The organism is Kluyvera ascorbata (genome assembly GCF_023195735.1).
In the GTDB taxonomy this organism is placed as follows: Bacteria; Pseudomonadota; Gammaproteobacteria; order Enterobacterales; family Enterobacteriaceae; genus Kluyvera; species Kluyvera ascorbata.
In genome coordinates, this window is record NZ_CP096201.1 from 590,677 (window position 1) to 613,348 (window position 22,672).

Genomic DNA, 22,672 nt, shown 5'->3' on the forward strand with positions numbered 1-22,672 from the left:
GCAATGCTCAATATTAAATCGGCAATACGGACGAAACAATGAAACAACACGAATCGGCGGATAATTCTCAAGGCCAACTCTTTATTGTACCTACTCCTATCGGAAATTTGGCTGATATTACCCAACGAGCGCTCGAAGTATTGCAAGCTGTTGATTTAATTGCGGCTGAAGACACTCGCCATACGGGTTTATTGCTGCAACACTTCGCCATTAACGCCCGTTTGTTTGCCTTACACGATCACAATGAGCAACAAAAAGCCGAAACGCTGGTGGCAAAACTGAAGGAAGGGCAGAACATCGCATTGGTTTCCGATGCCGGTACGCCGCTCATCAATGACCCAGGCTACCATCTGGTGCGCACCTGCCGTGAAGCGGGTATCCGCGTGGTGCCGCTGCCGGGCCCGTGCGCGGCGATTGCCGCCCTGAGCGCCGCCGGTCTGCCATCTGACCGTTTCTGCTACGAAGGCTTCCTGCCAGCCAAGTCAAAAGGCCGTCGCGATACGCTGAAGGCTATCGAAGCGGAACCGCGCACGCTGATTTATTACGAATCCACCCACCGTCTGCTCGACAGTCTGGAAGATATGGTCGCCGTCTGGGGGGAATCTCGCTACGTGGTGCTGGCGCGTGAGCTGACCAAAACCTGGGAAACCATTCACGGTGCGCCGGTGGGCGAGCTGCTGGCGTGGGTCAAGGAAGATGAAAACCGCCGTAAAGGTGAGATGGTGCTGATTGTTGAAGGGCACAAAGCGCAGGAAGACGAACTGCCTGCCGATGCGCTGCGCACGCTGGCGCTGCTGCAGGCTGAGCTGCCGCTGAAGAAAGCGGCGGCGCTGGCGGCGGAAATCCACGGCGTGAAGAAGAATGCGCTGTATAAGTATGCGCTGGAGCAGCAGGGGGAGTAAGGATGAGCGCCTACCAACCACCGTTTGTCATTAGCCCAGGAATACTCAGCCAGGTTGTTGAGATTGGTGAGTTAATGGGCCATTGGGCTTCGATGGCGGGTCGGGCATCTCCTTTGCTGCGTAAAGAAAACCGAATTCGTACTATTCAGGCTTCGTTGGCCATTGAGCACAACTCTCTCACTGCCGGGCAGGTCACTGCGTTGATGGAAGGGAAGCGAGTGCTAGCACCGGCGAAAGATATCCAGGAAGTCAGAAATGCCCTTCTGGCTTATGACCATATGTCGGAATGGAAAAGCCATCGTTTACCGGATTTGCTCAAAGCACATCGGATCTTAATGACAGGGCTGGTTGATGCCCCTGGCCAGCTACGCGCAGGCGATGTTGGTGTCTATCGTGGTCAGAAGCTGGTCCATATGGCACCACCCGCCTCGCAAATTGCACGTTTGATAGATGAACTGCTGCAGTGGCTGAAAACAACAGATATTCATCCGCTAATTGCTAGCGCAGTGTTCCACTACGAGTTCGAATTTATTCACCCTTTTGCCGATGGTAACGGACGGATGGGGCGCCTGTGGCAGACGTTGATTCTCAGCGAGTGGCGTAGTGAGCTTGGTTGGTTGCCTGTTGAGACGCTTATTCATTACCAACAAGATCGTTATTATCAAGTGCTGGGGCAGTGCGATCGACAGAGTGATTGCACGCTGTTTATTGCGTTTATGCTGGAAAACATCGCTGCTGCGCTAAAAGAAGGGCTGGAAAAACCGACGACAATGTCGGAAGAAATGTCGGAAGAAATGTCGGAAGAAAGTGTTATCGATTTCACTGCAATAGAAAAACAGATTTTACAGATTTTATCCGTCCGACCTGCGAGTTCGGCAAAGAATATGGCCCAGGAATGCGGAGTTTCAGCGAGAACGATTGAGCGATACCTTAAGGTATTACAGCAAAAAGGGGCACTACAGCGTATTGGCGCCACTAAAGGTGGCATCTGGCGGATATGTTAGTTTCTGTGAAAACCACACCCTAAGGGTGTGGTTTTCACTTAATACTACTTTTGCATCCTCTCTATCGCTCGCTCCAGCCAGTACCGCTGTGTACCGAAGTTAATGCGAATAAAGCGTTCCCCATCCTGAACATAATGACTGCCGTCCTCAATGATCACCCCCGCGTGGCGAGCATAATGATTCACCACTTCGCTTGCGGTGCAGCCGCTGCCGCTGACATCAATCCACGCCAGATAAGATGACTCCGGCGTCATCATTTTCCATGCCGGGAAATGCGTCTGAATAGTATCGGCAAGATAGTGGGCGTTACTACGTAAATAGTCATTGAGTGCATCAAGCCACGGCAGCCCATGCTGATAGGCAAGCGTAATCCCCCATACTCCAAAAATATTCGGAGAGGTGATGGAGTTCTGTTCCAGGCGCTGACGGAAGCGCGCTCTCAGATGCTTGTCCGGGATGATGGAATAAGAGGTCTTTAGCCCCCCCAGGTTAAACGCCTTATTGGGTGAGGTTAGCAGGATGAGATTATCCTGCGCGGCGCAGCCAGAGGCCAGACAGCTGGTAAATTCACCTCCCAGAAGGTGTTCAGCATGAACCTCATCAACCACCAGAATAACGCCATAGCGCTGGCATAACTCGGATGCCTGACGAATTTCACCCTGCGTCCATATGCGCCCGGACGGATTATGCGGCGAGCACAGAAACCACAGTTTAGGCTTGTGCTGCTTTAGCTGGGTTTCGATAAGCGTAAAGTCCAGGTGATAGCGATTATCTTCAATCTTCAACGGATTCGCCAGAACCTGAACGCCCTGGCGCTGTGTTGCCATGGCGAAAGGATCGTAGACCGGCGTATTCATCATGACGTAGTCACCCGTCTGGCAAAAGGCTTGCACCAGATAGTGGAGCGTCGAGACGGTGCCATAGCTGAGTGTTATCCAGTCTCGTTCGACGTTGACATAATGACGGTCGCGCTGAAATCCGATCACGGCATCGTAAAATTCATCAAAACTGTAGGTGTAACCAAAAGTCCCGTGCTCAACAATACGCTGGAAGCCTTCGATAACCGCAGGAGGTGACGTGAAATCCATGTCGGCAATCCACAGCGGAATAAAGTCCTGCGGAACTTCACCGAAGCGAGAGCAGACAAATTGATGATCCCATTTACGACACTTATCGCTTTTACGCTCGATGATTTTATCGAAATCGAACATGGCTAACTCCTGATTAAATTAAGGCTTCAATGCCGGTTTTTACGCTCTGTACCTGAGGGCCGATGATTACCTGCACGCTATGCGCATCGAGAACGACCACGGAAAGTGCACCCGCATTTTTTAAGGTCTGCTGATCGACCTTTGTCATGTCCTTCACGACCAGGCGAAGTCGGGTGATACAGTTATCCAGGGAACTGATGTTTTCTTTGCCGCCGAGCGCATTTAAAATCACGCCATGGTCGTATTTCGATTTACCGCGGGCTTTAGTGTTTGCAGCGACAGCCTGCGCAGCACCATCAGATGAATCTTCACGGCCCGGTGTTTTAATGTCGTGTTTTAAGATGTACCAGCGGAATACCAGGAAGTAGACGGCAAACCAGACCACGCCGACCGGGAACAGTAAGTACCATTTGGTTGATGTTCCTTGCATCACGCCAAAAATTAACAGATCCAGAATGCCGCCATCGGTATTACCAATGGTAACACCAAGAATTGCCATTACCATTAATGCCAGACCTGACATAATAATATGGAATACATATAGCGCAGGTGCGATAAACAGGAATAAAAACTCAATAGGTTCGGAAATACCGGTAATCACGGAAACTAACACGCCGGAAAGTAACAGCCCTTTAATAATCGATCTGTTTTCTGGTTTCGCCGTGCGATAGATAGCATAGGCGACGGCAGGTAAACCAAAAATAAAGGTCGGCATAAAGCCTTGTGATAAAAATGCGGTAACATGTGGGCTGAACGGCAGGCCAGCTTTAAGTTCAGCGTAGAATATATTTAACGCGCCAGCCACTTCGTGTCCGTTGACCATTTCAATACCGCCTGCAGGGGTGAAACGTACCATTGCGAGCAGAATATGGTGGAGTCCAAAAGGCTTGAGCAGTAGCACCCCTACACCGTATAGGAACGGGCCGAATACGCTGGTACTTTGAATGATATGGCCAATACCGGCAATACCCATGGCCACGTAAGTCCAGAGAATAGGGAGTGCCAGGCCGACGATGGAGAGCGTCAGTGAGGTAATGATAGGGACAAAGCGGATGCCGCCAAAGAAGGCAAAGGCATCATGCAATACGGTGTCCTGAAAGCGCTCGTGCAGAAAATAGGTGATTACCCCGGCAATGATACCGCCTAACACCCCCATTTCTAACGTCTGTACACCCAATACAACCGACTGTCCTACCTGTTTCATGGTAGCGGCATCGGCAAGCTGATGGGTGGCTGTCAGATAATAGTTAATGCTCATATTCATCAGCATATAGCCGACAAATCCTGAATAAGCGCCTACTGCTTTATTTCTTTTTGCCATGCCGAATGGAATCGCGATGGCGAACATCACCGGTAAATAGGTGAAAGCAAAGCCCCCGACGGTAGCAATAAATCCAAAAGTTAATTGTGTTAGCTCACCACCTAAAAATGGGGTAATGCTGCCAACTTACTGATTTAGTGTATGATGGTGATTTTAAGGTGCTTGCGTGGCTTCCATTTCCATCAGATGTCCCACTTGTTCAGCTACCGAAGGCGTCGTGCGTAACGGTAAAAGCACTGCCGGACATCAGCGCTATCTCTGCTCTCACTGCCGTAAAACATGGCAAATCAGCTTCACTTACACCGCCTCTCAACCCGGTACACATCAGAAAATCATTGATATGGCTATGAATGGGGTTGGGTGCCGTGCCAGTGCCCGCATTATGGGCGTTGGCCTCAACACGATTTTACGGCACTTAAAAAACTCAGGCCGGAGCCGGTAACATCGCGCATACAACCGGGCAGTGACGTCATTGTCTGCGCGGAAATGGACGAACAGTGGGGCTACGTCGGGGCTAAATCATGTCAGCGCTGGTTATTTTACGCCTATGACAGGATGCGCAGGACGGTGGTGGCACACGTCTTTGGTGAGCGTACTCTGGCCACACTGGAGCGTCTTCTGGAGCTGCTGTCGGTCTTTGATGTGGTGGTATGGATGACGGATGGCTGGCCGCTTTATGAATCACGCCTGAAGGGAAAGCTGCACGTTATCAGCAAGCGTTACACTCAGCGCATTGAGCGACATAACCTGAATCTGAGACAACATCTGGCAAGGCTGGGACGGAAGTCACTGTCGTTCTCAAAATCGCTGGAGCTGCATGACAAGGTCATCGGGCATTATCTGAACATAAAACACTATCAGTAAGTTGGAGTCATTACCAAAAATGGGAAGCTTTTAATTGTTGAAGGGCTAGTAATTGAACTGCCGACTCCTAATAATAATCCCATGAACGCCAATAAGGAGACGGGGAACATAAATGTTTTGCCGAGGCTTTGAAAAAACTCCCATACTCGTGACTTTATGGAATTTTCCTGTGTCATGTAGAGTACTCCATTATTTCCATTAGTATAATATGAAGGTCATGAGAAATTAATCATGACCTTTTCAAAATGAGAGGTAAGTTGTTATTAATATATTTTATGAGTAAATCTGTTAACGGATATTAATCATGCAGCGTAGGTAGCAACCGTTGAGAAGAACCGCACACATTGATTTTACTGCGCACCACTTCTTTCATAGCGTTCATACCGACGCGCATGTAATAACGCGGATCGTTCCCCTGTGGGTTTTCAATAAACCACGCTTTGACTGCATCAGCGAAAGCTATTTTCAATTCGGTCGCGACATTGACCTTACACACGCCGAGCTCGATGGTGCGGCGCACATATTCATCCGGTACATCACTTGCGCCATGCAGCACCAGCGGAATATCAACCACTTCACGAATCTCCGCCAGGCGCTGGAAATCGATTTTTGGTTTTTTGGTATAGAGGCCATGCGCAGTGCCAATGGCGACGGCAAGGCTGTCTACGCCAGTACGTTCGACAAAGCGTTTTGCTTCCATAGGGTCGGTCAGGAAAGCACTTTCCGCATCGACGCTCATGTCGTCTTCCACGCCGCCTAAACGTCCGAGTTCAGCCTCTACGCTGCAATCATGGGCATGACAGAAATCCACTACCGATTTCACGAGCTTCACATTCTCTTCAAACGGAGAGTGGCTGCCATCAATCATGGCGCTACGTACGCCTGCATTCACTTTGTGGCGGATATCATCCAGGGATTCATGGTGATCAAGATGAAGCGCCAGCGGCATATCGTAGGTATTGGAGTAAGCGCGGCACAGTGCATAGATCTCTTCCAGCGCAATATGTTTAAACGTACCTGGCGTGCCGGCCAGGATCACCGGCGACTGCATTTCGCTGCAAACTTCGAGAATTGCCTGGATAGTTTCTGCGTTATGAATGTTGAATGCAGGCACCGCGTAGCCTTTTGCCTGGGCGTCTTGCAGAAGATATTTGGTAGAAATAATGCTCATGATGTATTCCTCTTAAGCCAACCAGGGATGAATAACAACGCCTTGTACTACACGGTTAACCGTGCCGTTGGCGGATGGGGTATCTGGTGTATTACCAACATGAATTGACTGCGTCAGGGCAAAGATCTGGGCGTACGTCAGGAAGCAGAATGCCTGCTCCATATCGATAAAGTGGCGTGCTGGCGGTAGCAAAATATGCGGGCCAGCTTCGATGACGGCATCCGTTTCCGCCGCAATCGCGACCACGCGCATTGCCTGTCGATCGCGGCGAAGCTCTGCGAGGAGATCCAGATCGTATTGGCGCGTGTAAGGGTGGCTAGAGATGTACACCACGATAAGCGTTTCGCTATCGACCAGTGATTTTGGCCCGTGGCGGAAACCGGTTGGTGAGTCATAGAATGCTGCCAGTTTACCGGCCGTAAGCTCGAGCACCTTCAGGGCTGACTCACGCGCAACGCCTTGTAATCCACCACTACCGAGATAGACGATTCGTTTCCAGGCTTCGTGGCCGAAGACACCGTGGCTGAAGTTACCCAGTGAGGTCAGGATGGCCTGGCAGCGGTCGGCGACGTCGCGGAAGGTCTCGCTATTGATGACCTGGGGTGCAAACACGGCCAAACAGCTTGCCATCATCGTGGTGATGCTGCTGGTCATGGCAAAGCCGCGATCGTGGGTTTCTGCTGGCATCAGCAGAGCGAACGCGTTGTCGCAATTGACCGCGTTTTTATACAGGCTGCCTGCTTCGTTGCAGGTAATCGACAGGTGGTAGCACTCAGGTACGAATTGATTCGCCAGTTCAACGGCGGCGACGCTCTCCGGGCTATTGCCGGAGCGAGCAAAAGAGACCAGCAGCAGCGGATGCGCCGGGTTCAGGTAATCCATTGGGTTAGTGACAAGATCGGTGGTTGGTACTGCACTGATGTTCTGGCCGGTATGGCTGGCGAGCCAGGGGGCGATTATCTCGCCGATAAATGCAGAGGTACCAGCTCCGGTCAGTACGATCCGCAGATCGTGCTTATAAAGTAATGGTGCAAGAAACCCGTCAATATCGGATCGGATGCTGGAGATATTATTCAGTGAGCGGATCCAGCTGTTAGGCTGCTGGCGGATCTCTTCTTCGGTCCAGGTACCGGTTGCAGCGGGCGCGGGGGTATAGATTTCTGGCATAACTCAGTCCTTAGTCTTGTGAAGTCCACATCCGACGCAGGCAAAATGTCGTTGTCTTTCGTTTCGTTTCACTTTTTCGCGTATCAGTTAATTAAAATCTATAGAAAAGAAATCGAAAGTTCAATGATGCAAAATGAAATAAAACGAAAACTGTGATCAATGAAACGCTGTTGTTTTCTATCTTATTGATTTGTAATGCATAGATAAAACCATTAGCGGATTAGTGGTTTGATTAAAAGAAAGGAAAAGAAAGGCCTTCGTTCGATGAACGAAGGCCAGGTAATCTCATCGTAAAGGCGGGTTAAAAGGAGAGGTGCTGACCCTGAATCCAAACGCGCTGCACATGCAGCCCGCCGTCGAGGGCGATAATACTGGCGCGTTTACCTGCCTGTAGTGAACCAAGCTGTTGGTCTACCCCCAGAAGGCGGGCAGGGTGCAGAGAGGCCATATGGATTGCCTCTTCAGGAGAAACCCCGGCGAGCTCAACCATATTACGCACGGCGGCATCCACCGAGAGCGTACTCCCTGCCAGACCGCCGGAAACGGTTCGTACAATGCCGCCGCGCATCTCGACCTTTTCACCGCACAGCGTGTAGGGGCCGTCAGGCATACCCGCAGCCTGCATGGCATCGGTAATCAATACGACCCGATCTTTTGCACAACAACAGCAGAGTTTCATCGCGGCTGGGTGAACGTGGTGCCCGTCAGCAATCAGTTCGAGCCACGCGCGCGGGTCGGTTAACCCCGCACCGACCATGCCAGGTTCCCGATGGTGTAAGCCGGTCATACCGTTATAGCAGTGCACGAGACCGTCTGCTCCAGCATCGAAAGCGGCGCTGGTCTGCGCCCAGGTTGCCGCACTATGCCCCAGCATTACCCGCACGCCTTGTCGTTTAAGATGTTGAATAGCCCGTATCGCGCCTGGTTTTTCCGGCGCGAGGGCGACCACCCTCAGCGTGCCCTGCGAGAGGGCTATTAGTTTATCCAGCTCGTGGATGTCCAACTCCCGGAACAAATCAGGAGGATGAGCGCCCTTATTCTGTGGTGTGAAGTAAGGGCCCTCAAGATAGCTACCTAAAACCTGAGCACCAGGGCCGCCAGCATGGAAGCATTGGGCAATACGCTCCAGCGCGCGATGGATCTGCTCAATCGGAGCTGTAACGGTGGTGGGGAGCCAGCTACCCACCCCTTCACGCGCTTTATACATTGCCAGCTTGTTGAGCGTGTCCGGTGCTTCATCCATGACATCGACACCCGCACCACCGTGGACGTGGGTATCGATGTAGGCTGGACAAAGCAGCTCAGCATCGCGCTGCGGGCTGCCTGAAGGTATGGGAGTGATGGCGGTAATGATACCGTCATCAATGCTTATCTGATGATCGTCAAGCCAGCCCCGTTCCGTCAGCAAGCGTCTGGCGCGAAGGATTTGCGTCATATCCCTTCCTCTGCTGGAACCTCTTCACGACAGCGCCCCAGCTCATCAACCAGGCTTGTCAGGCCGCGGTGCCCGCACTCCAGCGCCTGTAGGCGAAAGTCTTCGCTGCTCAGGCCTTCACGCTCCAGCACCATTTCCAGCAGGAGCTGCAGGTTAGTGCCGGTAATCACCTCTCTGCCGGGTTTTTGCATCGCCAGCGTTGAGGCCACGCGGAATGGCGTGCCGCCAAGGAGGTCGGTCAGAAACACCAGACTGTCCTCGCTATCCAGCGTGTTTACGGCTTGTTCAAGCTGCGACGTGAGCAGCGCGGTGGTGGAGGTTTCTGGAAAATCGATGGCGATAAACTGCGTTTGTTCGCCGAGGATCTGCTTCATCGCTTTTTCCATTCCGCTGGCAAATCCGCCATGCCCGGTCAAAATAATTCCCAACATCTCAGACCTCTTTTGTTTTACAGGAAGTGGCAGAATTTACCGACGACACCCAGTACAACGGTGATGCCGATGAGGCGCAGCGGGCTCCAGCCACGACGAACCAGCCAATACATGGTCAGGGTATACACCAGCGGTAAAAAGGCCGGCATCAGCTTATCGATAACATCAGCCTGCAGTTTAACGACGGCATCACCCGCTTTAATTTCAAGCGTGGTATTCAGACGAACGTAGGTGGCAACAAGCGCGCCGATGACGGTCATACCGACGATTGATGCGGCATGCCCCACCTTTTTGGTGTTGGCTTTGATTAGCGGAATCGCCGCGACACCCATGCGATAAGCATAGTGGGCCAGACCAAAACGCAGGCCGAGATGCACCACGTTGAACATCACAATGAAGACAATCGCGCCGAGGATGGAACCCTGAAGCGCCAGGCTCGCACCAATGCCGCCGCAGATAGGCAGCAGCGTCAGCCAGAACATGGCGTCGCCAATGCCGCCGAGCGGCGCGCCTACGGCAATCTTAGTGCTTTGAATGCTGTTCACGTCCTGCTTCGAACGCTCCATCGCCAGAATAATGCCAATCACAAAGGTCACCAGGAACGGGTGGGTGTTGAAGAAACCCATGTGGCCTTTCATGGCACGGGCGAGGTCGCGCTTGTTGGTATGGATCTTTTTCAGCGCGGGCAGCAGGCCATAAAGCCAGCCGGAAGCCTGCATACGTTCATAGTTAAAAGAGGCCTGTAACAGCATGGAACGCCAGGCCACGCGGTTAATATCTTTTTTAGTCAGATCTGCGCCAATGCGCTGATCTTCATAAACGTTTTCGTTAACTCCGGTCAGCAGCGTCTCTTCGTTATCGGAAACACTCGGCAGGGTCTGTTGATTAGATGCCATCTTCGAATTCCTCTTTCTGTGCCGCAGGTTGAGTCGGTTCAGGGGATTTACGTAGCAGGTCAATGAGCGCCATGGCCAGCGCGGCGGCGGCTATGGCCAGGACCGGAAGCTTGAGCCAGGCTGCGGCAACGAAACCAATGATGAAATAAGGGATGTAGACGTTTTTCATCATGATTTTCAGCAGCACGGCAAAACCGATCGCTGGCATGATGCCGCCCGCGACGCCCAGCCCATCAATCAGACGTTCTGGCAGGACATCAATGGCGGTTTTCGCATGTTCCGCGCCGAAGTAAATCGGCAGGAAAGCGCAGAGGAAGTAGAAAATGCCTAACGCCAGCAGAGCCAGATAGTTGACCCGTTCAATACCTGCGGTATCGGCATTGGCCGCCATACGGTCGCAGCGGGACATGACGCCGGACATGACGGAGAACAGGAAAGTAATGCCCATTTGCACGGCGACGGCAAACGGCACCGCAACGCCGACGGCAACATCAGGCTTCACGCCGGTGGTAATGGCAAACGTTGTACCGACAATGGTACCGATAATGACGTTAGGCGGTTGGGCACCGGCTAACGGTGCCAGACCCATCCACACCAACTCCAGCGTACCGCCGGTAAGAATACCGGTGTGCAGATCGCCCAGAATCAGACCAACCAGTGGGCCCAGCACTACCGGGCGGTGCATATGCGTTAACCCGTTGAACATATCCAGGCCTGCAATAAAGGCGAGAATGCCTAGTGCAAAAGCCTGTAACAGACTAATTTCCATTGTGAATCCCTCAAAGTAGTTTAAAGAGATCCAAAGCAGGTTCTGTCGGAACGCCCTGAACGAAGCATTCCACTCCGGCGGCCTTCAGGCCGTTGAACGCGTTGATATCATTGGCGTCGACAGAAACGGTTTTGGCAATTTGTTGTTTACCTTCGGCGTAGTGCATGTTGCCTACGTTGATGCGGGTGACGGGAACGCCGCCTTCAACCAGCTTGAGAAAATCAGCTGGCGTTCTGCACACCAGCAAGATTTTCTGTCGGTCAGCAGCGCGGTGAATATTGTCGATAACTTTCTGTAGCGACCAGAAACGCACGGCTATCCCTTCAGCCAGTACCATTTCCATGAGGTTTTGCTGCACGGTGTCTTCTGCGACTTCGTCATTGGCGACCAATACCAGATTTGCCCCCGCAAACCCGACCCACTGCACGCCGACCTGACCATGAATCAGTCTTTCATCGATGCGGCTGAGTACGATATTTGGCATAGCGCTTTCCTCTTTGTTGTTATTCGTTATGGGACGGAACGCCCTGACAGGCGGCGTGGTACTGCTGAAGTATGTCCTGAATATGGTTAATGATGAGTTCACGCGGTGTAGCGTTGAGATCTCCCTCGCGTACTTTTACGTACTGTAAAGGGAGGTACTGGCTAATGAGCGGCAAGGGAATAGGTTCGTCCGCCAGATTGCGCACCAGTCTTTCAAAGGCTTCATCAATTTGGCTGTCTGGCCAGTAGTAGCGAACGCGGTCAGAGTAGCTATAGCCACGGGCCAGACGGCGAGCGTTGCCATCGCCGTGGTAGTGGCTTTGCCAGTATTCCGGGCGATCGAGCATCACGGTTTCAAGAACATGGCGCAGGCCAGAGCAGGCTTTGGCGGGAAGCAGTTCTTCTTCAATCGCCGCCAGTGAGAACAGCGCTTCGCGCAGGGCGAAGGTCAGCCCAGGGCCAACTTTCAAAATAGCGAAATGATCTTTCACTAACTGACGCAGCGACTGCGGTGTCTGATAATCCGTGGAGTGTGCTTCGAAGACCAGCGTGTCATAGGCTTCCACCATCTTGCTCAGTGCGACCGCTTTCTGCGGCTGATAATCAATAATGTGGGTGTGGTCAAACTCAACGCCCGGCTGGACAACCAGCGCAATGATGCGTGGCCAGATGGTATCCAACCCTTGCTTTTCAAACGCATGGTGGTGCGCTTCCAGCGTGGCACGAGCGGCATCAGGCGTCGTGACGGCGAGTTCAGTTAATGCTTCATGGGCACCGCCAGGGACGGGAACTTCTGTGCCAATAACGTAAACAAGATCCGATTCACCAAAGTGTTCAGCACAGGTTTGCTCGGCAATTTTAGCCAGACGAGCAGCGCGCTCGGCGACGATCGCATCGGTTAATGGAACGGGATCGCCCTCGCAGGACATGCTGCAATCGAGGTGGATCTTTTTAAAGCCAGCTTCCACATAGCTTTTAATCAGATCGTCGGCGTTATTCATTGCTTGATCGGCCGGCAGGTTTTGCCAGCGGTTAGGGCCAAGGTGATCGCCCCCCAGAATCAGACGATCCTGCGGGAAGTTCAGTGAGTCAGCCAACTCACAGACAAAGCGGCGAAAATCAGCCGGGGTCATGCCGGTATAGCCACCGAACTGATCGACCTGGTTCGACGTTGCTTCAATGAGCAGCGGAGACTGTTTTGCCAGGGCATAACGAATGGCGGATTCCAGGACCAGTGGATGCGCGGAACAAACGGCATAAATTCCGTTTGTTTTTCCCCGTTTGTGCTGCTCCACCATAGTTGTAAGATATTTCACTTTCCTCTCCAACTCAGATTGTAATGATACTTATCTTTCGTTTTGTTTCATTTAATACTGCGTTACGTGGATTTAAAAATAAAATGAAAGATTTCCATTTTCGGATCTGTTTCACAAAAGAAACAAAATGAAAGGTGTGTTGAGGGGGTTTGTCGCCATGCGAGGCCTTTTTAAGGCTTGCATTCCGAGAAAAGAAAGGTGTTAATAAGCAAAAAGAAATGAAACGAAAGAATCAATCAAAGGAATCAATCAAAGGAATCTCTATGAGCAACACCGACTCTTCTGCCGATAAGCGTGTGACGGGAACCAGTGAAAGACGCGAGCAGATTATCCAGCGGTTGCGGCAGCAGGGTAGCGTGCAGGTAAACGATCTTTCTGAATGGTTCGGCGTATCGACGGTAACGATCCGTAATGATCTTGCCTTCCTGGAAAAGCAGGGCATTGCCGTGCGCGCATATGGCGGCGCACTCATCTGCGATAGCAATACGCCAGCGACCGAACCTTCTGTCGAAGACAAAAGCTCTCTGAATACGGCGGTGAAGCGTAGCATCGCGAAAGCCGCCGTTGAGCTGATTAAACCCGGCCATCGCGTGATTCTTGACTCCGGTACCACTACCTATGAGATTGCCCGGTTGATGCGCCAGCATACGGACGTCATTGCCATGACTAACGGCATGAACGTTGCGAATGCGTTGCTGGAGTCAGAAGGCGTTGAGCTGCTGATGACCGGTGGCCACCTGCGTCGTCAGTCGCAGTCGTTTTATGGCGACCAAGCGGAGCAGTCGCTACAGAATTATCACTTCGATATTCTGTTCCTTGGCGTCGACGCCATTGATCTCGAGCGTGGCATCAGCACGCATAATGAAGACGAAGCCCGGCTTAACCGCCGGATGTGTGAAGTGGCTGAGCGCATTGTCGTTGTCACGGACTCCACGAAATTTAACCGCTCCAGCCTGCATAAGATCATTGATACCCAGCGTATTGATGTGATTATTGTTGATGAGGGCGTGCCGAATGAAAGTCTGGAAGGGTTGCGTCGGCAAGGCATTGACGTGATTTTAGTGAGTGCATAAAAAATCGGGAGGCATGATAGCCTCCCGATAACCTTTTTCTTGAATATCACGTAATCAAGTCACCGGAGCCGGGTTAAACACCGCCAGCTGGTTATGCAGACCCCACTGATCTGAGAAGGTTTTCTTACGCCCGCTCGCCACGTCCAGAATGAACTCAAACAGCTTCGTGCCCACATCCTCAATCGTCTCTTCGCCCGTGGCAATGGTCCCGGCGTTGATATCCATTAAGTCATACCAGCGATTCGCCAGCTCGGTGCGGGTGGCCATCTTGATGACCGGTACGGCCATCAGACCGTACGGCGTACCGCGGCCGGTGGTGAAGACCTGTACGGTAATGCCGGAAGCGACCTGCTGGGTGCCGCAGACAAAATCGCTTGCCGGGGTGGCGGCATAAATCAGGCCGCGCTTGGTTGGGCGTTGGCCTGGTGAAAGCACTTCCACGATGGCGCTCTTGCCGGATTTAGCGATAGAGCCCAGCGCTTTTTCCACCACGTTTGCCAGTCCACCTTTTTTGTTGCCCGGAGACGGGTTGGCGCTGCGGTCGGTCTGGCCCATATCGAGGTAGTTATCGTACCAGGCCATCTCTTCCTGCAGGCGTTTGCCCACTTCTTCGTTGATGACGCGCGGCGTGAGCAGGTGGATAGCGTCACGTACTTCGGTTACTTCCGAGAACATCACGGTTGCGCCGCAGCGCACTAGCAGGTCAGACGCGTAGCCTACCGCCGGGTTTGCCGTCACGCCGGAGAACGCATCGCTGCCGCCGCACTGCATACCGACGACCAGTTCAGAGGCCGGGCAGGTTTCGCGCTGGCGCTTGTTGAGTTTTTCCAGGTGACGTTCGGCCACCTGCAAAATGTCGTCGACCATTGAGCGAAAACCAACATGCTGTTCATCTTGCAAACGTACGATGCTGGCGCTGTCGACCGGGATGCTCTGTACATCTTCGGTACCTTGAAGCAGGCGCTCTGGCTGTAATTTTTCACAGCCGAGGCCCACAATCATCACTTCGCCGCCAAAGTTAGGGTTCAGGGCGATGTTGTGAATGGTGCGAATGGGCACGATGGCCGCCGGGGCGTTGATCGCCACACCGCAGCCGTACAGGTGATTGAGGCCAACCACGCCGTCGACGTTGGGGTATTTGGGCAGCAGATCGCGTTCAATAATTTTGACCACATAATCCACCACGCCCGCCACGCAGTGTACGCTGGTTGAAATACCCAGCAGGTTTTTGGTGCCCACGCTGCCGTCGGCGTTGCGGTAACCTTCGAAGGTATAGCCCTCCAGCGGTGGCAGCGGCTCTGGCACTCGGGTTGCCAGCGGTAAGGTATTCAGCGGCGGTGCCTTTGGCAGAATAACCATGGACTCATCAATCCAGCTCCCTTTAACGATGTCGCGAACGGCGTAACCGATGACCTCGCCGTAGCGGATAATTTCGCCATTGTGGGGAATATCCACCAGGGCCACTTTATGCCCTTGAGGAATATGCTCAATTAATTCCAGACCATCAGGAAAGCGGGTTCCTGCTTTTAATCCATTATCGTTAACAATAATCGCGACATTGTCTGTATCGTGCACTTTAATATAAAAGGCAGTCGGCGATTCTTGTCTGATTTCGATGTTAGCCATTGTCCAGCATTCTCCAGCCAGTGGGTAAAATAATAAATGTTATAAGTGTCAGGTTATTCAATGTGGAAAATAAGAACACTTTGATTATGGAATAAAGCATGTCAGGTGTTGGAATCTAAAAATGTGATAAAGATCACCTATTGTCGTCATGCCTTGTGGCGCAAGGGTATCAAAAATTGAAATTGTGCATCAGCGCCCAGTGTTATGTGCATATGAATAACTAAAAGATTTTATAAGGCTATCAAATTGTGTTTTTGCACAATGTATGGCTATCGTTTCCTGATTATACTGAATCTCGATTTCATGGCGTATTATCGATTTATTAAGATTGCCAGTTATCAATAAATAATCAGCGAAATAGACCTTAATAATAAAAATATAATTAAGGTTCTCTGTGCCCGAGGATAATAAAATGATACACGATACAGCTGATGTTTCTGGATCAACAAAAGGAATGCATACCCGTTATTTAATTCTTTTAGTTATTTTCATTGTTACGGCCGTTAACTATGCGGACCGCGCCACGCTCTCCATCGCCGGTACGTCGGTGGCAAAAGAGCTAGGTCTGAGCGCGGTCGAAATGGGGTACATCTTCTCTGCGTTCGGTTGGGCTTATTTGCTCATGCAGATCCCCGGTGGTTGGTTACTGGATAAATTTGGTTCGAAGAAAGTCTATACCTATAGTCTGTTCTTCTGGTCGCTGTTTACTTTCCTGCAGGGCTTTGTTGGCTTCTTCCCACTGGCATGGGCGGGTGTCTCAATGTTCTTCATGCGCTTTATGCTGGGCTTCTCTGAAGCGCCTTCCTTCCCGGCTAACGCCCGTATCGTAGCGGCCTGGTTCCCGACCAAAGAGCGCGGCACGGCGTCCGCTATCTTTAACTCCGCGCAGTACTTCTCTTTAGCGCTGTTCTCGCCACTGTTGGGCTGGTTAACCTTCGCCTGGGGCTGGGAGCACGTCTTTACCGTGATGGGTGTGATTGGTTTCGTGTTGACCGGGATGTGGGTGAAGTTCGTCCATAACCCAACCGACCATCCGCGCATGTCCAAAGATGAGCTGAAGTTCATTGCGGATAACGGTGCCGTGGTCGATATGGACCATAAAAAGCCGGGCAGCGATGCGGCAAAAGGTCCGAAGCTGGATTACATCAAGCAGTTGCTGAGCAGCCGTATGATGTTAGGGATCTTCTTCGGTCAGTACTTCCTGAACACCATTACGTGGTTCTTCCTCACCTGGTTCCCAATTTACCTGGTGCAGGACAAAGGCATGTCGATTCTGAAAGTAGGGCTCGTGGCGTCTATTCCTGCATTGTGCGGCTTTGCCGGTGGCGTGTTGGGCGGGTTGTTCTCCGACTACCTGATTCGTCGTGGCTGTACGCTGACCTTTGCCCGTAAGCTGCCTATCGTATTGGGCATGCTGCTGGCATCGACGATTATTCTGTGTAACTACACCGATAACACCGCGCTGGTGGTTACCCTGATGGCGTTGGCATTCTTCGGTAAAGGTTTTGGTGCACTCGGCTGGCCGGTTATCTCCGACGTGGCGCCAAAAGAGATTGTAGGGCTGTGCGGCGGGCTGTTTAACGTCTTCGGTAACGTGGCGTCTATCGTCACGCCGCTGGTGATTGGCTATATCGTAAGTGAGCTGCACTCCTTTAATGGCGCACTGATTTTTGTAGGCTGCTCTGCGCTGATGATGATGGTTTGCTACCTGTTCGTGGTTGGCGACATCAAACGTCTGGAACTGCGTAAGTAAGCCACGACTAACTTAAGGTAATGAAAATGGATAACGCGATTTTCCCTAACAAATTCAAAGCTGCGCTGGCGGCAAAACAGGTTCAGATTGGCTGCTGGTCCGCACTTTCCAGCCCAATCAGCACTGAAGTGTTAGGACTGGCCGGTTTCGACTGGCTGGTACTGGACGGTGAACATGCGCCGAACGATGTGACGACGCTCATCCCGCAGCTGATGGCTTTAAAAGGCAGCGCGAGCGCACCGGTTGTGCGTATCCCGACCAATGAGCCGGTGATTATCAAGCGCATGCTGGATATCGGTTTCTACAACTTCCTGATTCCGTTTGTGGAAACCGAAGAAGAAGCCGCGCAGGCGGTCTCTTCGACCCGTTATCCGCCAGAAGGCATTCGCGGCGTGTCCGTTTCTCATCGCGGCAACATGTTTGGCACCGTGCCGGATTACTTCGCGCAATCCAATAAAAACATCACCATCCTGGTGCAGATCGAAAGCCAGCTGGGCGTCGACAACGTTGATGCCATTGCCGCCACAGAAGGCGTAGATGGCATCTTTGTTGGCCCAAGCGACCTGGCCGCGGCGTTAGGCCATCTGGGTAACGCTTCTCACCCGGAAGTACAGCAGGCGATTCAACATATTTTCGCCCGTGCCAAAGCGCACGGTAAGCCAAGCGGCATTCTGGCACCAGTAGAAGCCGATGCGCGCCGCTATCTGGAGTGGGGCGCGACCTTTGTGGCGGTTGGCAGCGATCTCGGCGTGTTCCGCGCCGGTACGCAGAAACTGGCTGACGCCTTCAAGAAGTAACCACCACCGAATACATACACATTTGAGGAAATGACGATGAAAGTTGGTTTTATTGGCCTGGGTATCATGGGTAAACCGATGAGTAAAAACCTGCTGAAAGCGGGTTACTCGCTGGTGGTTTCTGACCGTAATCCTGAAACGATTGCCGAAGTGATTGCCGCCGGTGCTGAAACGGCGACCACGGCAAAAGCGATTGCTGAACAGTGTGATGTGATCATCACCATGCTGCCAAACTCGCCACACGTGAAAGAAGTGGCACTAGGTGAAAACGGCATTATCGAAGGCGCGAAGCCGGGCACCGTGCTTATCGACATGAGCTCGATTGCACCGCTAGCCAGCCGTGAAATTAGCGACGCGCTGAAGGCGAAAGGCATTGATATGCTCGATGCGCCGGTGAGCGGCGGTGAACCAAAAGCTATCGACGGTACGCTGTCGGTGATGGTCGGCGGTGATAAAGCCATCTTCGATAAATATTACGATCTGATGAAAGCGATGGCGGGTTCCGTGGTGCATACCGGCGATATTGGTGCGGGCAACGTGACCAAGCTGGCAAACCAGGTGATCGTGGCGCTAAACATTGCGGCAATGTCCGAAGCGCTGACGCTGGCGACCAAAGCGGGCGTTAACCCGGATCTGGTCTATCAGGCGATTCGTGGCGGACTGGCGGGCAGCACCGTGCTGGATGCGAAAGCACCGATGGTGATGGATCGTAACTTCAAACCAGGCTTCCGTATCGACCTGCATATTAAAGATCTCGCGAATGCGCTGGATACCTCGCACGGCGTGGGTGCACAGCTGCCGCTGACTGCCGCGGTGATGGAGATGATGCAGGCGCTGCGTGCAGATGGTCTTGGAACCGCCGACCATAGCGCTCTGGCGTGCTATTACGAAAAACTGGCGAAAGTGGAAGTCACTCGCTAAGGGCGTTGTGCCCGGTGGCGCATTGCGTGCCGGGCTTACAGGGTAGGCCGGAGCTGTGAAACGCCCTCCGGCGTCGTGCGCTAATAGGCTCAGATATGAAAATCGTAATCGCCCCAGACTCTTATAAAGAAAGCCTTTCTGCCACTGAGGTAGCTCAGGCCATAGAAAAAGGATTTCGGGAAATCTTTCCGGAAGCGCAATTCGTGTCAGTGCCGGTCGCCGACGGGGGAGAAGGAACGGTTGAGGCGATGATTGCGGCAACGCAGGGTCGTTCAGTGACGTCAACGGTCACCGGTCCGCTTGGCGAAGCCGTGGAAGCACAGTGGGGGATCTCCGGCGACGGGAATACCGCTTTTATTGAAATGGCGGCGGCAAGCGGGCTGGCATTAGTGCTGCCAGAGCAGCGCAACCCGCTGATTACCACCTCTTACGGCACCGGGGAGCTGATCCTTCAGGCGCTGGAGAGCGGGGCGAAAAACATTATTATCGGCATTGGTGGCAGCGCAACCAATGACGGCGGTGCCGGTATGGTGCAGGCGCTGGGCGCGAAGCTGTGCGATGCCAGCGGCACGGAAATCGGTTTTGGTGGCGGTAGCCTGATGAGTCTCAACCATATTGATATTTCCGGTCTTGATGCTCGCCTGAAAAACTGCGCGATTCGCGTGGCCTGCGATGTGACGAACCCGCTGACCGGACCTTTTGGCGCATCCTGTATCTTTGGCCCGCAGAAAGGAGCGACGGAGGCGATGATCGTCGAGCTGGATCGTAATCTGGCGCACTACGCGGACGCGATTAAGAAATCGCTGCGCATTGACGTAAAAGAAGTGCCTGGTTCCGGCGCGGCTGGCGGGATGGGGGCGGCGCTGATGGCGTTCCTTGGCGCGGAGCTGCGCAGCGGCATTGAGATTGTGACCCAGGCGCTGAACCTTGAAGAACATATCCATGATTGCACGCTGGTGGTGACCGGTGAAGGCCGCCTCGACAGCCAGAGCATTCACGGCAAAGTGCCGGTAGGCGTAGCCAGCGTGGCGAAGAAGTACCACAAGCCGGTTATCGGTATTGCCGGTAGCCTGACGCGGGATGTTGGCGTGGTACACCAGTACGGGATTGATTCGGTATTCAGCGTGCTGAACCGCATTGGTTCACTGGAAGAAGCCTTCCGCGATGCGGCGGAGAATATTTACCACACTTCCCGGAACATCGCCGCCACAATTCAGGTCGGGATGCGGATCGAAGGGTGACATCGACGCGCAAACCCTCTATACTTCGCGCCGAAGCTGACCAGACAGTCGCCGCTTCGTCGTCGTCCTCTTCGGGGGAGACGGGCGGAGGGGAGGAAAGTCCGGGCTCCATAGGGCAAGGTGCCAGGTAACGCCTGGGGGGTGTAACAGCCCACGACCAGTGCAACAGAGAGCAAACCGCCGATGGCCCGCGTAAGCGGGATCAGGTAAGGGTGAAAGGGTGCGGTAAGAGCGCACCGCGCGGCTGGTAACAGTCCGTGGCACGGTAAACTCCACCCGGAGCAAGGCCAAATAGGGGTTCATAAGGTACGGCCCGTACTGAACCCGGGTAGGCTGCTTGAGCCAGTGAGCGATTGCTGGCCTAGATGAATGACTGTCCACGACAGAACCCGGCTTATCGGTCAGTTTCACTCTTTAAAGAAAACCCCGCCTCGGCGGGGTTTTTGCTTTTCAGCATCTGGCAAAGCACTCTCTGCATCGTAGCGTAATATTCTGATTGTTTACCATATCCATACAAACAATGGAGTTATTCACTAAATCGAGGCGTTGGTGTGATAGCCATCATTTTTTGCCTTTCTTTAACGTCACATCTTATTAACATGGCGCGTTGTGCTATCTCACAAAACCCTCGCAGCGCTCAACGTTTCAGAAATCATTATCAAGTTAAAATTACTTAAAAAACAATTAATTATAATTATCCATTCGAAAGCAAAAACCACCGAAATCTCTCTTTTATTAGTAAAAGAGAAATACATTGGTTAATTTTGCGCTAATCATAGGAATATTTTCTATTTTCAGCGTTTCCCTACGTAAAGAGTTGCAAGCTTTTTCTCCTGAACCCGCGTTATCATTTTCTTACTCTAAAAAAGGCAGTGAATAAGCCTGTAATATTCGGACTATCCGGAACATCAAACTGTAATAAAACAATAAACCCCTACACACTAAGAGTGAGAATTTGTTATGGAAACAATCTCAGTTGCACCCGCACAGACGTCGTCTGCGGCCGCTCGAGCGGGCATGTCAGAAAGTGAATGGCAGGAGGCAATAAAATTCGACAGTACCGACGTTGGCTGGGTCATTATGAGTATCGGGATGGCTATCGGGGCGGGGATCGTGTTCTTACCCGTTCAGGTTGGCCTGATGGGGCTGTGGGTCTTCCTGCTCTCCTCCATCGTCGGCTACCCGGCGATGTACCTGTTCCAGCGTCTGTTTATTAATACGCTTGCTGAATCACCGGAGTGTAAAGACTACCCGAGCGTTATCAGCGGCTACCTCGGCAAAAACTGGGGGATCTTGCTCGGCGCGCTCTACTTCATCATGTTGGTTATCTGGATGTTCGTTTACTCCACGGCGATTACCAACGACAGCGCCTCTTATCTGCATACTTTCGGCGTCACCGATGGGCTGCTCTCGGAAAACCCATTCTATGGTCTGGTGCTTATCTGCGTGCTGGTGGCTATTTCGTCGCGCGGTGAAAAGCTGCTGTTTAAAGTCTCCAGCTTTATGGTGCTGACTAAGCTGCTGGTCGTGGCGGCGCTGGGTGTATCGATGGTGGGGATGTGGCATCTGTACAACGCCGGCACGCTGCCGCCGATGGGGTTGCTGATTAAAAACGCCATCATTACGCTGCCATTTACCCTGACCTCTATCCTGTTTATTCAGACCCTGAGCCCGATGGTTATCTCTTATCGCTCAAAGGAGAAATCCCGCGAAGTGGCGCGCCACAAAGCGCTGCGGGCGATGAACATTGCCTTCGGTATTCTGTTCGTGGTGGTCTTCTTCTATGCCGTCTCCTTTACGCTGGCGATGGGCCACGATGAAGCGGTGAAAGCCTATGAGCAGAACATCTCGGCGCTGGCGATTGCCGCCCAGTTTATTAATGGCAGCGCGGGTGCATGGGTCACCGTGGTGAGCGTCATCCTCAATATCTTTGCCGTGATGACCGCGTTCTTTGGCGTTTATCTGGGCTTTCGCGAAGCGACGCAGGGGATTGTTATCAACCTGCTGCGCCGCAAAATGCCGGAAGACAAAATCAATCAGAAGCTGGTTCAGCGCGGGATTATGATCTTCGCCATCCTGCTGGCCTGGAGCGCCATTGTGCTCAATGCGCCGGTGCTGAGCTTCACCTCTATCTGTAGCCCGATTTTCGGCATGGTGGGTTGCCTGATTCCGGCCTGGCTGGTCTACAAAGTTCCGGCGCTACACAAATACAAAGGCGTCTCGCTGGTGATTATCATCATTACCGGCCTGCTGCTCTGTGTCTCTCCATTCCTGGCATTCTCCTGATTTAC

The 22,672-nt window shown here is 52.5% G+C and carries 19 protein-coding genes, 1 other RNA gene and 2 pseudogenes; 10 read left to right on the forward strand and 12 right to left on the reverse strand.

Going from position 1 to position 22,672, the window contains the following annotated elements:
- The first annotated feature begins 38 nt into the window (after nucleotides 1–38).
- Both rsmI and MY052_RS02835 read left to right on the forward strand, forming a co-directional pair.
- Complete coding sequence (gene rsmI / locus MY052_RS02830; RefSeq protein WP_035891050.1) at nucleotides 39–902, forward strand: 16S rRNA (cytidine(1402)-2'-O)-methyltransferase; 864 nt, start codon at nucleotides 39–41, stop codon at nucleotides 900–902.
- A gap of 2 nt (nucleotides 903–904) precedes the next feature.
- Nucleotides 905–1,906, forward strand: coding sequence for a Fic family protein (locus MY052_RS02835; RefSeq protein ID WP_248538169.1), 1,002 nt, complete (start codon nucleotides 905–907; stop codon nucleotides 1,904–1,906).
- Between the two features lie 44 nt (nucleotides 1,907–1,950).
- On the opposite strand, the gene MY052_RS02840 is transcribed toward MY052_RS02835, so the two are convergent.
- Nucleotides 1,951–3,117 carry a MalY/PatB family protein gene (locus MY052_RS02840; RefSeq protein WP_248538170.1) on the reverse strand — a complete coding sequence of 389 codons (1,167 nt, stop codon included), beginning with the start codon at nucleotides 3,115–3,117 and terminating at the stop codon, nucleotides 1,951–1,953.
- Nucleotides 3,118–3,130: 13 nt separating this feature from the next.
- Nucleotides 3,131–4,549: pseudogene (malX, locus tag MY052_RS02845) on the reverse strand (maltose/glucose-specific PTS transporter subunit IIBC); the annotation flags it as partial.
- Nucleotides 4,550–4,604: 55 nt separating this feature from the next.
- On the opposite strand from malX, the gene MY052_RS02850 reads away from it, so the two are divergent.
- Nucleotides 4,605–5,302, forward strand: a protein-coding gene (locus MY052_RS02850) for an IS1 family transposase (RefSeq protein ID WP_248537139.1) whose coding sequence is annotated in 2 segments (ribosomal slippage) — nucleotides 4,605–4,854 and nucleotides 4,854–5,302 — 699 coding nt in all. Because the reading frame shifts where the segments join, the coding sequence is not laid out codon by codon here.
- Between the two features lie 14 nt (nucleotides 5,303–5,316).
- On the opposite strand, the pseudogene MY052_RS02855 reads toward MY052_RS02850, so the two are convergent.
- The 9 genes and pseudogenes from MY052_RS02855 to kbaZ all read right to left on the reverse strand — a co-directional run.
- Nucleotides 5,317–5,478: pseudogene (locus MY052_RS02855) on the reverse strand (PTS maltose transporter subunit IICB); the annotation flags it as partial.
- Between the two features lie 122 nt (nucleotides 5,479–5,600).
- Nucleotides 5,601–6,473 (reverse strand): tagatose-bisphosphate aldolase subunit KbaY, encoded by an 873-nt coding sequence (kbaY, locus tag MY052_RS02860; protein WP_035891042.1) that lies wholly within the window; start codon nucleotides 6,471–6,473, stop codon nucleotides 5,601–5,603.
- Nucleotides 6,474–6,485: 12 nt separating this feature from the next.
- On the reverse strand, nucleotides 6,486–7,640 hold the full coding sequence (locus tag MY052_RS02865; RefSeq protein WP_248538171.1) for an SIS domain-containing protein: 1,155 nt from the start codon (nucleotides 7,638–7,640) through the stop codon (nucleotides 6,486–6,488).
- A 301-nt stretch (nucleotides 7,641–7,941) separates the two neighbouring features.
- On the reverse strand, nucleotides 7,942–9,075 hold the full coding sequence (gene nagA / locus MY052_RS02870) for an N-acetylglucosamine-6-phosphate deacetylase (RefSeq protein ID WP_248538172.1): 1,134 nt from the start codon (nucleotides 9,073–9,075) through the stop codon (nucleotides 7,942–7,944).
- The gene (gene agaF, locus MY052_RS02875; protein WP_035891037.1) at nucleotides 9,072–9,506 is read right to left on the reverse strand and encodes a PTS galactosamine/N-acetylgalactosamine transporter subunit IIA; all 435 of its coding nucleotides are present in this window, start codon (nucleotides 9,504–9,506) and stop codon (nucleotides 9,072–9,074) included. Before agaF ends, nagA begins: the two co-directional genes overlap by 4 nt.
- A 17-nt stretch (nucleotides 9,507–9,523) precedes the next feature.
- Entirely contained in the window at nucleotides 9,524–10,402 is an 879-nt protein-coding gene (agaE, locus tag MY052_RS02880) for a PTS N-acetylgalactosamine transporter subunit IID (protein WP_123652330.1), read from the reverse strand.
- Nucleotides 10,392–11,171, reverse strand: a complete 780-nt coding sequence (agaW, locus tag MY052_RS02885; RefSeq protein WP_035891034.1) for a PTS N-acetylgalactosamine transporter subunit IIC — start codon at nucleotides 11,169–11,171, stop codon at nucleotides 10,392–10,394. The genes agaE and agaW overlap by 11 nt, the downstream gene beginning before the upstream one ends.
- 10 nt (nucleotides 11,172–11,181) lie before the next feature.
- Complete coding sequence (gene agaV / locus MY052_RS02890; RefSeq protein WP_035891033.1) at nucleotides 11,182–11,655, reverse strand: PTS N-acetylgalactosamine transporter subunit IIB; 474 nt, start codon at nucleotides 11,653–11,655, stop codon at nucleotides 11,182–11,184.
- Nucleotides 11,656–11,674: 19 nt separating this feature from the next.
- Nucleotides 11,675–12,952, reverse strand: coding sequence for a tagatose-bisphosphate aldolase subunit KbaZ (kbaZ, locus tag MY052_RS02895; RefSeq protein ID WP_248538893.1), 1,278 nt, complete (start codon nucleotides 12,950–12,952; stop codon nucleotides 11,675–11,677).
- Nucleotides 12,953–13,233: 281 nt separating this feature from the next.
- Between kbaZ and MY052_RS02900 the strand changes: the two genes are divergently transcribed.
- A complete protein-coding gene (locus tag MY052_RS02900) occupies nucleotides 13,234–14,043 on the forward strand; it encodes a DeoR family transcriptional regulator (protein WP_035891030.1) in 810 nt (269 codons plus the stop codon).
- 54 nt (nucleotides 14,044–14,097) lie between these two features.
- Here the strand turns inward: MY052_RS02900 and garD are convergent, their stop codons facing one another.
- Nucleotides 14,098–15,669: a galactarate dehydratase gene (gene garD, locus MY052_RS02905; RefSeq protein ID WP_248538173.1), complete on the reverse strand. Its 1,572-nt coding sequence runs from the start codon at nucleotides 15,667–15,669 to the stop codon at nucleotides 14,098–14,100.
- A gap of 412 nt (nucleotides 15,670–16,081) precedes the next feature.
- On the opposite strand from garD, the gene MY052_RS02910 reads away from it, so the two are divergent.
- From MY052_RS02910 to MY052_RS02935, 6 genes are all read left to right on the forward strand, one after another.
- On the forward strand, nucleotides 16,082–17,422 hold the full coding sequence (locus MY052_RS02910) for an MFS transporter (protein WP_035891026.1): 1,341 nt from the start codon (nucleotides 16,082–16,084) through the stop codon (nucleotides 17,420–17,422).
- A gap of 26 nt (nucleotides 17,423–17,448) precedes the next feature.
- Nucleotides 17,449–18,219: a 2-dehydro-3-deoxyglucarate aldolase gene (garL, locus tag MY052_RS02915; RefSeq protein ID WP_035891260.1), complete on the forward strand. Its 771-nt coding sequence runs from the start codon at nucleotides 17,449–17,451 to the stop codon at nucleotides 18,217–18,219.
- A 30-nt stretch (nucleotides 18,220–18,249) separates the two neighbouring features.
- Nucleotides 18,250–19,140: a 2-hydroxy-3-oxopropionate reductase gene (garR, locus tag MY052_RS02920; RefSeq protein WP_035891024.1), complete on the forward strand. Its 891-nt coding sequence runs from the start codon at nucleotides 18,250–18,252 to the stop codon at nucleotides 19,138–19,140.
- A gap of 95 nt (nucleotides 19,141–19,235) precedes the next feature.
- A complete protein-coding gene (gene garK, locus MY052_RS02925; RefSeq protein WP_123652326.1) occupies nucleotides 19,236–20,381 on the forward strand; it encodes a glycerate 2-kinase in 1,146 nt (381 codons plus the stop codon).
- A gap of 32 nt (nucleotides 20,382–20,413) precedes the next feature.
- An RNA gene (rnpB, locus tag MY052_RS02930) (RNase P RNA component class A) lies at nucleotides 20,414–20,794 on the forward strand.
- A 547-nt stretch (nucleotides 20,795–21,341) separates the two neighbouring features.
- On the forward strand, nucleotides 21,342–22,667 hold the full coding sequence (locus MY052_RS02935) for an SLC5/6 family protein (RefSeq protein WP_035891018.1): 1,326 nt from the start codon (nucleotides 21,342–21,344) through the stop codon (nucleotides 22,665–22,667).
- Nucleotides 22,668–22,672: the final 5 nt, after the last annotated feature.

Bases quoted from the DNA above. Each gene is read 5' to 3' on its own strand.
- garL (WP_035891260.1), top strand. From the start codon at position 17,449: ATGGATAACGCGATTTTCCCTAACAAATTCAAAGCTGCGCTGGCGGCA.
- garD (WP_248538173.1), bottom strand. From the start codon at position 15,669: ATGGCTAACATCGAAATCAGACAAGAATCGCCGACTGCCTTTTATATT.
- MY052_RS02865 (WP_248538171.1), bottom strand. From the start codon at position 7,640: ATGCCAGAAATCTATACCCCCGCGCCCGCTGCAACCGGTACCTGGACC.
- agaF (WP_035891037.1), bottom strand. From the start codon at position 9,506: ATGTTGGGAATTATTTTGACCGGGCATGGCGGATTTGCCAGCGGAATG.
- MY052_RS02935 (WP_035891018.1), top strand. From the start codon at position 21,342: ATGGAAACAATCTCAGTTGCACCCGCACAGACGTCGTCTGCGGCCGCT.
- MY052_RS02900 (WP_035891030.1), top strand. From the start codon at position 13,234: ATGAGCAACACCGACTCTTCTGCCGATAAGCGTGTGACGGGAACCAGT.
- agaE (WP_123652330.1), bottom strand. From the start codon at position 10,402: ATGGCATCTAATCAACAGACCCTGCCGAGTGTTTCCGATAACGAAGAG.
- MY052_RS02910 (WP_035891026.1), top strand. From the start codon at position 16,082: ATGATACACGATACAGCTGATGTTTCTGGATCAACAAAAGGAATGCAT.
- garK (WP_123652326.1), top strand. From the start codon at position 19,236: ATGAAAATCGTAATCGCCCCAGACTCTTATAAAGAAAGCCTTTCTGCC.
- agaW (WP_035891034.1), bottom strand. From the start codon at position 11,171: ATGGAAATTAGTCTGTTACAGGCTTTTGCACTAGGCATTCTCGCCTTT.
- garR (WP_035891024.1), top strand. From the start codon at position 18,250: ATGACGATGAAAGTTGGTTTTATTGGCCTGGGTATCATGGGTAAACCG.
- MY052_RS02840 (WP_248538170.1), bottom strand. From the start codon at position 3,117: ATGTTCGATTTCGATAAAATCATCGAGCGTAAAAGCGATAAGTGTCGT.
- nagA (WP_248538172.1), bottom strand. From the start codon at position 9,075: ATGACGCAAATCCTTCGCGCCAGACGCTTGCTGACGGAACGGGGCTGG.
- MY052_RS02835 (WP_248538169.1), top strand. From the start codon at position 905: ATGAGCGCCTACCAACCACCGTTTGTCATTAGCCCAGGAATACTCAGC.
- rsmI (WP_035891050.1), top strand. From the start codon at position 39: ATGAAACAACACGAATCGGCGGATAATTCTCAAGGCCAACTCTTTATT.
- kbaY (WP_035891042.1), bottom strand. From the start codon at position 6,473: ATGAGCATTATTTCTACCAAATATCTTCTGCAAGACGCCCAGGCAAAA.
- kbaZ (WP_248538893.1), bottom strand. From the start codon at position 12,952: ATGGTGGAGCAGCACAAACGGGGAAAAACAAACGGAATTTATGCCGTT.
- agaV (WP_035891033.1), bottom strand. From the start codon at position 11,655: ATGCCAAATATCGTACTCAGCCGCATCGATGAAAGACTGATTCATGGT.